Source organism: Curtobacterium luteum (assembly GCF_001475545.1).
In the GTDB taxonomy this organism is placed as follows: domain Bacteria; phylum Actinomycetota; class Actinomycetes; order Actinomycetales; family Microbacteriaceae; genus Curtobacterium; species Curtobacterium luteum_A.
In genome coordinates, this window is the sequence record NZ_LDQC01000074.1 from 1 (window position 1) to 11,721 (window position 11,721).

Sequence of the window (11,721 nt, forward strand, 5' to 3'; positions counted from 1 at the left end):
TGTCCACTGTTCTGTCAACCTCTCTATTCCTCGGCAGCGTCCGAGGTGTGAAAGAGACAGTGTTCGATGTCGCGTTCGTGGTGCGACACGCGCGACGGCGCAGCGCCGCGCCCGCGTCAGCGCCCGCGCCCGCGTCAGCGCTACATGCGCTCGGGCGCGCTCACCCCGAGGAGGCCGAGGCCGTTGCGGATGACCTGCCCGGTGGCGTCGTTCAGCCAGAGGCGCGTGCGGTGGAGGTCCGTCACGGCCTCGTCCCCGAGCGGCGTCACGCGGCAGGAGTCGTACCAGCGGTGGTACAGCCCCGCGAGCTGCTCGATGTAGCGGGCGATGCGGTGCGGCTCACGGAGCTCCGCGGCCTGGCGGACCACCCGCGGGTACTCGGCGAGGGCTCCGACGAGGGTGCTCTCGGTCTCGTGCGTCAGGAGCGAGGCGTCGAACGCGGACCGGTCGACCCCGGAGGCCGCGGCGTTCCGGGCCACCGACTGCGTGCGGGCGTGGGCGTACTGCACGTAGAAGACCGGGTTGTCGTTCGTCCGCTTCGTCAACAGGTCGAGGTCGATGTCGATCGACGTGTCGCTGGCGAACCGCACGAGGGCGTACCGGCCGGCGTCCACACCGACGGCGTCGACGAGGTCCTCCATCGTGACGATCGTGCCCGCGCGCTTCGACATGCGCATCGGCTCGCCGTCCTTGAGCAGGTTGACCATCTGCCCGATGAGGATCTCGAGGTTCTTGCCCGGCTCGTCACCGAACGCCGCGCACATCGCCATCATGCGACCGACGTAGCCGTGGTGGTCGGCGCCGAGCATGATGAGGTTCCGCTCGAACCCGCGCTCGCGCTTGTCGAGGTAGTACGCCAGGTCACCCGCGATGTAGGCCGGCTGCCCGTCGGACTTGATGACGACGCGGTCGCGGTCGTCGCCGAAGTCGGTCGTGCGGAGCCAGAGCGCGCCCTCGGCCTCGTACATCTTGCCGAGGGACTGCAGCCGCTCGATGGCGCGCTCGACGGCCTTCGACTCGTGCAGGGAGTTCTCGTGGAAGTAGACGTCGAAGTCGACGCCGAAGTCGTGCAGCGACGACTTGATGTCGGCGAACATGAACTCGACGCCCTCGCGCCGGAACAGCTCCTGGGCCTCGTCCCGCGGCAGGTCGCGCACGTCGGACCCGGCCGGCAGCGTCGCGATCACGCGCGCCGCGATCTCGCCGATGTACGCGCCGCCGTAGCCGTCCTCGGGCGTGGGCTCGCCGAGCGCCGACGCGACGAGGGAACGCGCGAACCGGTCGATCTGCGCGCCGTGGTCGTTGAAGTAGTACTCGCGGGTGACGAGCCCGCCCTGCGCCTCGAACACCCGGGCGAGGCTGTCGCCGACCGCGGCCCAGCGGACGCCGCCCATGTGGATCGGACCGGTGGGGTTCGCGGACACGAACTCGAGGTCGATCTTCACCCCGTCGTACAGGTCGCCACGTCCGAACGCGGCGCCCTCGTCGACGATGGTGCGGGCGATCGCACCGGCGGCGGCCGCATCGAGCGTGATGTTGATGAAGCCGGGGCCGGCGACGTCGACCGACGCCACGCCGTCGAGCTCGGTCAGCTCCCCCGCGATCTCGGTCGCGAGCTCGCGGGGGTTCGTCCCGACGCGCTTCGCGAGCTGCATCGCGGCGTTCGACGCCCAGTCGCCGTGCGCCCGGTTCTTCGGCCGCTCGAGGGCCGCGTGGGACTCCTCGACGGTCACCGTGTCCGAGACACCTCGTCGCTCCACGATCCCCGTCAGGATCGACAGGTACGCGGCGGAGAGTTCGGCTGGTGTCATAGCGGTCGATCCTACCGGCGTCCACGGGCCTCCCCGGACGATGCACCATCATGGCCGGATGACCTCCCGCAGCCGCGTCCGGGCGATCAGCGCCGCCGTCCTCGCGACCACGTCCGTGGCCGTGCTCGCCGGGTGCTCCGGTGGCGGTGGATCGGGACCGACGCCGTCCCCGACGCCGATCGGGAAGCCGGTGTCCCAGACGTGTGCGGAGCTGCTCCCCCTCGAGTCGCTCGCGGTCTACGGGCAGGCCTTCGAGCAGGTGGCGTCCTACCGTCCCGCGAAGGGGACGCCGGCGGCGCGGATCGTCCAGCAACAGGGGCGTGCGTGCCAGTTCCGCGAGGTCTCGGACCATTCGGTCACGATCTCGTTCGCCGTCGCCGACCTGCCTGAGAAGTCGCTCACGAACCTCAAGGACGCGCTGTACCAGCGGGGCGGTTCGGTGCCGACCTACACGGTGGAGGGCTACTTCGACCTCGCGGACGACGGGGTCGGGCGGGCGGACGCGTTCGCCGACCCGTACTGGATCACCGCGTCGTCGACGCTCTTCACCGAGCCGGGCGGCGCCCAGCCGGTGGTCGACGCCGTCCGCGGCGTCGTGAAGCCGGCCACGACGAAGTAGACGGGACCACACGCCGGCCTGGAGGCCCGTGGCGGCCCCGCCCCGCGCCTCCCGGCCGTCCCGTGGTCGCCCGCGGAAGGTGACGCATGCAGCGGAACCGGCCCCTGGAAGGTCGCGGAACGCGGCATCGCGCGCTGCCGATCGAGCGCAGCTGGCGACGCTTGCGCCGGAAGGAACCACGGGGGACGGTCGCGGAACGCGACATCGCGCGCTGCCGATCGAGCGCAGCGAGAACGTCAGCCTGCGCGGAAATGTGACTGTGCCCCCAGGAGGATTCGAACCTCCGCCCCTGCCTCCGGAGGGCAGTGCTCTATCCCCTGAGCTATGGGGGCCCGGGGTGTCACCAACCGTAGCAGGTCTCCGGCACCCTTCCGCACCAGGGCGTGTCGCACGAGACCGCGCAACGGTGTTTCCCGGCGCGTCACCTCGGCCCCCTAGGATCGCGGCCCGGTCGCCCAGCACACGACCGGGGAGAGGACTCGATGACCACCGCCACCGGGAACCCGCAGCACGAGCTCGCACGCGGAGGCCGTGCTCCTGCGCCGCGCACCCTGCTCGACGTCCTCACCGAGACCGCGACGACGCACCCCGACGCTCTCGCGCTCGAGGACCCCGACGGCACACTCGACTACCGGGCCCTGCTCGCCGCCGTGCACGCACAGGCAGACGACCTCGCACGCCGGGGCGTCCGTCAGGGCGACCGGGTCGGCATCCGGATCCCGTCCGGGGGGCGCGACCTCTACGTGGCGGTCCTCGCGGTGCTCGCGGCCGGGGCCGCGTACGTCCCGGTCGATGCGGACGACCCCGAGGAGCGGGCGTCGCTGGTCTTCGGCGAGGCCGGCGTGGTCGGCGTGATGGGAGCGGGCGGTGTGCTCGCGGACCGGGAGGGCACGCCCCTGCCGGTGATCGACCCCGCGGCGAGCGCTGACCTCCCCCGGCTGGTGGACGATGCGTGGGTCATCTTCACGTCGGGCTCGACCGGGGTACCGAAGGGTGTCGCGGTGACGCACCGGAGTGCGGCGGCGTTCGTGGACGCGGAGGCGCGGATGTTCCTGCGGGACGCGCCGATCGGTCCCGGTGACCGGGTGCTGGCCGGGTTGAGCGTGGCGTTCGACGCGTCGTGCGAGGAGATGTGGCTGGCGTGGGGGCACGGTGCGTGCCTGGTGCCGGCGCCGCGGTCGCTGGTGCGGACGGGGGTGGACCTGGGACCGTGGTTGATCGCGCACGGCATCACGGTGGTGTCGACGGTGCCGACGCTCGCGGCGCTGTGGCCCGACGACGCGTTGGAGCAGGTTCGGTTGGTCATCTTCGGTGGGGAGGCCTGTCCCCCGGAGCTGGCGGCCCGGATCGCGAGCCGGGGTCGGGAGCTGTGGAACACGTACGGGCCGACCGAGGCGACGGTGGTGGCGTGCGGTGCACTCATGGACGGGAGTGCGCCGGTGCGGATCGGTCTGCCGTTGGACGGCTGGGACCTCGCGGTGGTGGACGAGGCCGGGCAGCGGGTCGCGCCCGGCGGTGTCGGCGAGCTGGTGATCGGCGGTGTCGGGCTGGGTCGTTACCTGGACCCGGCGAAGGACGCGGAGAAGTACGCGGCGTTCCCGGAGCTCGGGTGGGAGCGGGCGTACCGGAGCGGTGACCTCGTGCGCTACGAGCCCGAGGGACTGGTGTTCCAGGGGCGGGCCGACGACCAGGTGAAGCTCGGTGGTCGTCGCATCGAGCTGGGTGAGGTGGACGCGGCGTTGCAGGCGTTGGACGACGTGGCGGGTGGTGCCGCGGTGGTGCAGCGCACCCCGGCGGGCAACCAGGTGCTCGTCGGGTACGTGGCGCCGGTGGCGGGGCGGACCGTGGACGTCGCCGCGGCGAACGCTCGGTTGCGGGCGGCGCTGCCGGCGGCACTGGTGCCGCTGGTGGCGGTCGTGGACTCCCTGCCGACACGGACGTCGGGGAAGGTCGACCGTGCGGCGCTGCCGTGGCCGCTGCCGGGGGTCGCCGACGTCACGGACCTCCCGGAGACGGTCGCGTGGATCGCGGAGCGGTGGTCGGCGATCCTCGGCGTGCCGGTCGCGGGTGTGGACGACGACTTCTTCGCGCACGGGGGTGGGTCGTTGACGGCGGCACAGCTGGTGTCGGCGATCCGCGAGCGGTTCCCGACGACGACCGTGGCGGACGTGTACGACCACCCGCGGATCGGTGCGTTGGCTGCGGCGTTGGACGAGTCCGGTGCGGCGGCGGCGTCGGAGCGGCCGGTGGCGCCGGTGTCCCCGGCGACGGGGTTCCTGTTGACGGTGCTCGGGCTGCCCGTGCAGGTGCTCCGCGGGCTGCGGGTGCTGACGTGGACGGCGCTGGTCTCGACCGTGCTGCACGTGACGTCGCTGCCGTTCCTGCCGTCGGTCCCGTTGCCGTGGCTCGTGCTGGCGCTGCTGGTGTTCGTGACCCCGGTGGGGAAGATGGCGGTGACGGTGGTGCTCGCGCGGCTCCTGCTGCTCGGCGTCCGGCCGGGTGACCATCCCCGTGGCGGGTCCGTCCACGTGCGGGTGTGGCTCGCCGAGCGGATCGCGGAGGCGGTGGACGGCCCGTCGACGGCCGGTGCGCCGTGGATCAGCTACTACGCCCGTGCGCTCGGGGCACGGATCGGGCGGGACGTGGACCTGCACGCGCTGCCCCCGGTGACGGGGATGCTGCGGGTGGGGGCCAGGGCGTCGATCGAGCCCGAGGTCGACCTCGCGGGGCACTGGGTGGACGGGGACGTCTTCCGGCTCGGGCAGGTGCGGGTGGACGCGGACGCGGTGGTGCGGAGCCGGTCGACGCTGCTGCCGGGCGCGCACGTGGGGGCCGAGGCGGAGGTCGAGCCCGGCTCGTCGGTGACGGGCCGGGTCCCCGACGGCGAGCGGTGGGCGGGTTCGCCTGCGGAGCGCGTCGGGTCGGCTCGGCACGACCGGGAGGCGCGCCCCGCCTCCCGTCGACGCTGGCTCGTCGCGTACGGGGCCGGTTCGGTCGCGGTGGCCGGGCTGCCCGTCGTCGGGGTCGCGGCGGGACTCGCGGTGACGGCGGCGCTGGTGGGTGCGGCACCGACCCTCGGGGCGGCGGTGCTCCGCGCGCTCGCGGTGGTGCCGCTCGCGACGGTGGTGGCCGGGTTCGTGTACGCGCTGCTGGTCGTGGCGTCGGTGCGGCTGCTCGGACTGGGGCTGCACGCGGGCCGGTACCCGGTGCGGAGCAGGGTCGGTTGGCAGGTGTGGACGACCGAGCGGGTGCTCGACGGTGCACGGACGCTGCTGTTCCCGGTGTACGCCTCGCTCGTGACGCCGCTGTGGCTCCGGCTGCTGGGCGCCCGGGTCGGTCGGGACACGGAGATCTCGACCGTGCTGCTCATCCCGGCGCTGACGCAGATCGCGTCGGGGGCGTTCCTCGCCGACGACACGATGGTCGCGACCTACGAACTCGGCGGCGGTCGGGTGACGATCGGTCGGTCGAAGGTGGGGCGCCGGGCGTTCCTCGGGAACTCGGGGATGACGGGCGCCGGTCGGTCGGTCCCCCGCGAGGCCCTGGTGGCCGTGCTCTCCGCGGTGCCGAAGAAGGCCAAGCGCGGTTCGTCGTGGCTCGGTACCCCACCCGTGCGACTGCGGCGTGCGACGACGACCTTCGACGAGGAGCGCACGTTCCGGCCGCCGCGGCGGCTCAAGGTGGCACGGGGGTGCTGGGAGCTGCTGCGGCTCCTGGCGCCGATGGTGTCGGCGGCGATCGCGCTCGGTGTGGTGGGGACGCTCCTCGGCCTGTGGTCGACCACCGGCCTCGGGTGGACGGTGCTGCTCGCGGGCCCGGTGCTCATCGTGGCCGGCGCGGTCGCGGCAGCGGTGTCGACGACGGCGAAGTGGGCGTTCGTCGGTCGGATCGACGCGGGCGAGCACCCGCTGTGGTCGTCGTTCGTGTGGCGGAACGAGGTGCAGGACACCTTCGTCGAGACCGTCGCGCGGCCGTGGTTCGCGGAGCAGTGCACGGGGACTCCGGCACTCGCCGCGTGGTTGCGGACCCTCGGCGCCCGGATCGGCCGTGGCACCTGGATCGAGACCTACTGGCTCCCCGAGGCCGACCTCGTGGCGATCGGCGACGGCGCCACCGTGTCGCGCGGGACGGTCGTGCAGACGCACCTCTTCCACGACCGCGTGATGCAGCTCGACGCGGTCCGGCTCGACGGGGGCGCGACACTCGGCCCGCACAGCGTCGTCCTGCCCGCGGCGGGGCTCGGCGCGGGGTCGACGGTCGGGCCGGCGTCGCTCGTGATGCGCGGTGAGCAGGTGCCGGCCGGGTCGCTGTGGTCGGGCAACCCCATCGCACCGTGGCTCGCCCCGCCGTGGGCGTCCGGCGGCGTCGCGCCGTCCGGCGGCGTCGCGCCGTCCGGCGCTCCGGCCGCGGGGCGCGCTGGCGGGACGGCCGACGCCGTGGTCGTGCCAGACTGAGCGGCACCGTGAAGCCGAACCCCAGCGCCGACCCGTACACGCCGCACAGCGGCGACCGTCGGTGGAGCGCGGTGCACTACGACCTCCGTCTCGCGTACCGCGTGGCGACGAACCGGCTCGACGGCACCGCGACGATCACCGCCCGTGCGCTCGAGGACCTCGAACGGATCGTCATCGACCTGCACGGGCTCACGGTCGACCGGGTGGACGTCGACGGGACGCGCGCCAAGAAGGTCGGCACCGCGACCCACAAACTGACGGTGACGCCGGCGGAGCCGATCGCGGTCGGCACGGAGTTCTTCGTCCACGTGAAGTACCGCGGGACGCCGCGTCCGATCCGGAGTCCCTGGGGCCAGGTCGGATGGGAGGAACTGACCGACGGCGTCATCGTCGCTGCGCAGCCGACCGGGGCGCCGTCGTGGTTCCCGTGCAACGACCGCCCCGACGACAAGGCCACCTACCGGTTCGAGATCACCGCCGAGGCCGCCTACGACGTCCTCGCGAACGGCGAGCTGCTCGGCACCGACCGCGCTCGAGCCGGCACGACCTGGACGTACGCGACGACGGAACCGATGGCAACGTACCTGGCGACCGTGCAGATCGGTCGGTACCGCACGACGAAGCTCCGGAGTCCGCACGTCCCGGTGACGCTGCACCATCCCGCGGACCTGCAGTCCGCGGCGAAGACCGACTTCGGCCGCGTGCCGGACATGCTCGCGCTCTACACCGACCGGTTCGGTCCGTACCCGTTCGCCACGTACGGGGTGGTCGTGACCGACGACGAGCTCGAGATCCCGCTCGAGGCCCACGGTCTCGCGGTGTTCGGTCGGAACCACGTCGACGGCGAGCACGGCACCGACCGGCTGATCGCGCACGAGCTCGCGCACCAGTGGTTCGGCAACTCCGTGACCGTCGTACGGTGGCGTGACATCTGGCTGCACGAGGGCTTCGCCTGCTACGCGGAGTGGCTGTGGTCCGAGCACCGGGGCGGCGAGACCGCCGACGTGCTCGCGGAGCGTCACCGGCAGGGACTCCTCGACGAGCCCCAGGACCTCGTGATCGGCGATCCTGGTGCACGGGACATGTTCGACGACCGGGTCTACAAGCGCGGTGCCCTGGCCCTGCACGCGGTCCGGCGCACGGTCGGCGACGCTGCGTTCTTCGCCGGGCTCAGGACGATCACCGAGCGGCACCGGCACGCTTCCGTCGCTCCGGAGGACGTCCTCGACGCGTTCGCCGGCGCCGCCGGGGTGCCGGTCGACGCCGTCCGGGCCGTCACGGCACCGTGGATCGACGAGCCGGGCGTCCCGGAGCCACCCGCAGCCTGACGGCAGGCACCGCCCTCCGTGTGGCGGCGGTCGTGGGCTCGACGCCGGCAGGCTCGGCGTCGGCAGCGTCAGGCGACGCCTGCGGGCTCGGTGTGGGCCGCGGCCTCGGACGGGTCGCCGGCGACGGCCTCGCCGGCACGGCGCACCTCGCGCCAGACGTCGTCGAGCGAGAGCCCGACCACGGCGGCGACCGACGCGACGGTCCCGAACGACGGCGTCGCGATGCGCCCGGTCTCGATCTTCCGCAGGGTCTCCGGCGACACCCCGGCCGCGAGTGCGACGTCGAGCATCGACCGTTCGGCGCGGGCGGCGCGCAGCAGCGCCCCGAGGGCACGACCACGGGCGAGTTCGACAGGACTGAGGGGCAGACGGACCATGCACCGATAGTAATACCGGTACGATCATCCCGTGATCGAGATCCTGACCCCCGCCGAGGTCCACCGCGCCCGCCGCACCGGAGCGCTCGTCGGCACGATCCTGCAGACCCTCCGCGAGCGCACCCGCGTCGGCACCAACCTGCTCGAGATCGACCGGTGGGCGAAGCAGCTCATCGAGGACGCCGGTGCCGAGTCCTGCTACGTCGACTACGCGCCGTCGTTCGGCCGCGGCCCGTTCGGGCACTCCATCTGCACGGCCGTGAACGACGCCGTCCTGCACGGCCTCCCCCACGACCGGGTGCTCGCGGACGGCGACCTGCTCACCCTCGACCTCGCCGTCTCGCTCGACGGGATCGCCGCCGACGCCGCGATCAGCTTCGTCGTGGGCACCGCGGACCCCGCCGACACCGCGACGGTCGACGCGACCGGGCGCGCCCTCGCCGCCGGCATCGCCGCCGCCCGGCCCGGTGCCAGGACGGGCGACCTGTCCCACGCCATCGGCACCGTCCTCGAGGGCGCCGGGTACCCGGTCAACGTCGAGTTCGGCGGTCACGGGATCGGTTCGACCATGCACCAGGATCCGCACGTGTCGAACACGGGTCGACCCGGACGCGGCTACACCCTCCGACCCGGGCTCCTCCTCGCGCTGGAGCCGTGGGTGATGGCCGACACCGACGTCCTCGTGACCGACCCGGACGGCTGGACGCTCCGGAGCGCCACCGGAGCCCGCACGGCGCACACCGAGCACACCATCGCGATCACCGAGGACGGCGCGGAGGTGCTCACGCTCCCCAGGTGACCGGTAGTCCCCCCGCCGCGACCACGAGCACGAGGTCGGGCTGCGGTCGGACGACGACGACCCGGTGCTCGGCCCCCTCGAACGACGCCACCCCACGGTCGACGTCGACGTCGACGGACGACGGGTCCACCCGCAGCCCTCGGCCGTCGCGCTTCAGCACGGCCTCCTTCGCCGCCCAGCACGCGGCGAGCACACCCGCGTCCCCGCCGGCCCGCGCGACCTCCGCCGGGCTGAACACCGCGAGCGGGGCCGCCGCCACCCGGGACACCCGCTCCACGTCGATCCCGACGACTCCCGGGGCGACCGCGAGTCCCGTCACACCGGTCGTCCGGGACAGGCTCACGCCCACCTGTCGTCCGTCCGCCGTGGCCCACGGTCGGCCGTGGGACACACTGGCGCAGTGCGGACACATGCGCCCCGCGCGCACGGCGGCCACGTCGACGCCCGTCGCCGACGCGACGGCGGCGACCAGGGCCTCCCGGTCGGCCGCGTGGTCCGCTCCCGACGGACGGAGCGTCACGACGACGGACCGGAGGCACGAGTCACCCACGCAGGGAGCCTACGTGGGTGATGGGTGCGGTGCGGCCGGATCAGGCGTGCGTCAGCGCGATCAGCGCGACGTTCATCGTGCTGTAGAGCCCCTCGGAGCGCGTGGCCTGGCGCACGCGTCCGCGGAGGACCTCGTACCGGCCGTTGTCCTCGCGGACGAAACCGATCACGCCGCTCGCCGGCGTCGACACCCGGTGGTAGCCGTCCTCGAGCGGGACGACCTCGGTGTTCAGTGTTCGCTCCATTGCTGTCCCCTTCCGCTCGTCGTCGAACAGTGGCGTCAGCATACCCCGGTGCGGGGGACAAACCTCCCGGACCTGTGCGGATGACGGATGTTCATCCACAGACTCCGGATCGCCGGACGGGCGAGTGCGTGCCCTGGATAGACTCCGGACAACGGCGCCCCGAGGTGCCGTCCGAGGCACCGACGACGGGGCCCGAGGGTCGGATGGAGGACGGATGCGCACGGTCCACGGCGGACGCCCGGTCGAGGCCGGACCCGGTTCGGCGAGCGGGAGGACCGGTCGTGCGTTCCGCTGGACCACTCGTCTGGTGACCGCCCTGCTCGCCGCGTTCCTCGTGATCGTGCCTGCGACCGCCTCGCACGCCACCGCACCGTTCCAGCTGCAGGGAGGCGCGTACGTCGTCGACCGGGCGGACGCCCTGACGTCCGCGCAGCAGGCAGGGGTCGAACAGGCCGTGCAGGACCTGTACGACAAGACGAAGACGCAGCTCTACGTCGTCTACGTGCCGACCTTCTCGGACCCGTCCGACCACACCGCGTGGGGCGACGCGTTCCGGCAGCAGAACCAGATCGACTCGGACAGCATCGTGCTCGCGGTGGCGGTCGACGACCGCATCGCGGACGTCCACCAGACGAACGAGACGGACCTGTCGTCGTCCGACGTCGAGAACGCCTACCAGGACGACGCCGTCCCGCAGCTCCGGGACCGCAACTGGGCCGCGGCCGCGACCGCGTTCGCCGACGGGCTCGCACAGACGCAAGACCCGCCGGACCTCACCGCGCTGTGGGTCGTGCTGCTCGTCGTCGTGATCGCCATCGTCGTCGTCGTGCTCGCCGTCCGTGCTCGCAACAAGCGCCGGACCGCCGCTGCGGCCGAGGCTCGGGAGGCGTCCCTCGCCGGCCTCGAACGCACCGCCGGCGGCGCCCTCGTCACGATCGACGACGAACTGAAGACCGCCGAGCAAGAGGTCGGGTTCGCCACGGCACAGTTCGGCTCCGACGCCGCGAAGCCCTTCGCCGACGCCGTCGCCACCGCGAAGCGCAACGTCCGGCAGGCGTTCACCTTCCAACAGCAACTCGACGACGAGATCCCGGACACCCCGCAGCAGCGTGCCGAATGGGCGAACCAGATCATCGCCATCTGCGAGCAGGCACACGCTGCGATCGAGGCACAGACCGAGTCGTTCGACAAGCTCCGCGCGCTCGAGGACGGCGTCGAGGACGCGTCGACCACCCTCGCCGCGGACGTCGCCCGGGCACCCGCGTCCGTCGCCGCCGCCTCGGCCGCACTCGATCGGGTCCGGGCGTCGTACTCCGGCCGGACCCTCGCCACCGTGGCGGACAACGTCGACCAGGCGAAGCAGGTGCTCGACTACGCCACCGAACGGTCCGCGGCGGCGACGGCGGCCATCGCGGCCGGCGACAAGGGCGAAGCGGTCGTCGCCGTGCGGGACGCGCAGCACGCGCTCGCGCAGGTGCAGCAGCTCACGGCCTCCGCGACCGCCGCCGAGACGACGTTCGCCGAGGCCTCGGCCCGCGC

At 73.1% G+C, this 11,721-nt stretch carries 9 protein-coding genes and 1 tRNA gene; 5 read left to right on the forward strand and 5 right to left on the reverse strand.

Annotated features, from left to right (window positions below; translation table 11 throughout):
- Positions 1 to 140 precede the first annotated feature (140 nt).
- Positions 141 to 1,811: an arginine--tRNA ligase gene (argS, locus tag NS184_RS12735; protein WP_058726486.1), complete on the reverse strand. Its 1,671-nt coding sequence runs from the start codon at positions 1,809 to 1,811 to the stop codon at positions 141 to 143.
- 58 nt (positions 1,812 to 1,869) lie between these two features.
- Here argS and NS184_RS12740 point away from each other — a divergent pair, with 58 nt between their 5' ends.
- Positions 1,870 to 2,430 carry a hypothetical protein gene (locus NS184_RS12740; RefSeq protein WP_058726487.1) on the forward strand — a complete coding sequence of 187 codons (561 nt, stop codon included), beginning with the start codon at positions 1,870 to 1,872 and terminating at the stop codon, positions 2,428 to 2,430.
- A 260-nt stretch (positions 2,431 to 2,690) separates the two neighbouring features.
- Here the strand turns inward: NS184_RS12740 and NS184_RS12745 are convergent.
- A tRNA-Arg gene (locus tag NS184_RS12745) sits at positions 2,691 to 2,762 on the reverse strand.
- Between the two features lie 150 nt (positions 2,763 to 2,912).
- Between NS184_RS12745 and NS184_RS12750 the strand changes: the two genes are divergently transcribed.
- Positions 2,913 to 6,884, forward strand: coding sequence for a Pls/PosA family non-ribosomal peptide synthetase (locus NS184_RS12750; protein ID WP_058726488.1), 3,972 nt, complete (start codon positions 2,913 to 2,915; stop codon positions 6,882 to 6,884).
- Positions 6,885 to 6,892: 8 nt separating this feature from the next.
- The gene (locus tag NS184_RS12755) at positions 6,893 to 8,212 is read left to right on the forward strand and encodes a M1 family metallopeptidase (RefSeq protein ID WP_152998210.1); all 1,320 of its coding nucleotides are present in this window, start codon (positions 6,893 to 6,895) and stop codon (positions 8,210 to 8,212) included.
- 68 nt (positions 8,213 to 8,280) lie between these two features.
- Here NS184_RS12755 and NS184_RS12760 read toward each other — a convergent pair whose 3' ends face one another.
- Positions 8,281 to 8,589 (reverse strand): helix-turn-helix transcriptional regulator, encoded by a 309-nt coding sequence (locus NS184_RS12760; protein WP_058726489.1) that lies wholly within the window; start codon positions 8,587 to 8,589, stop codon positions 8,281 to 8,283.
- A 31-nt stretch (positions 8,590 to 8,620) separates the two neighbouring features.
- Between NS184_RS12760 and map the strand changes: the two genes are divergently transcribed.
- Entirely contained in the window at positions 8,621 to 9,388 is a 768-nt protein-coding gene (gene map / locus NS184_RS12765) for a type I methionyl aminopeptidase (RefSeq protein ID WP_058726490.1), read from the forward strand.
- Here map and NS184_RS12770 read toward each other — a convergent pair.
- Both NS184_RS12770 and NS184_RS12775 read right to left on the reverse strand, forming a co-directional pair.
- Entirely contained in the window at positions 9,372 to 9,938 is a 567-nt protein-coding gene (locus NS184_RS12770) for a 4'-phosphopantetheinyl transferase family protein (protein WP_058726491.1), read from the reverse strand. The genes map and NS184_RS12770 overlap by 17 nt on opposite strands.
- A 40-nt stretch (positions 9,939 to 9,978) precedes the next feature.
- Complete coding sequence (locus NS184_RS12775) at positions 9,979 to 10,182, reverse strand: hypothetical protein (RefSeq protein WP_152998211.1); 204 nt, start codon at positions 10,180 to 10,182, stop codon at positions 9,979 to 9,981.
- A 307-nt stretch (positions 10,183 to 10,489) separates the two neighbouring features.
- Between NS184_RS12775 and NS184_RS12780 the strand changes: the two genes are divergently transcribed.
- Positions 10,490 to 11,721, forward strand: a 1,232-nt coding sequence (locus NS184_RS12780) for a TPM domain-containing protein (RefSeq protein ID WP_193750472.1), incomplete at its 3' end; no start/stop codon positions are given.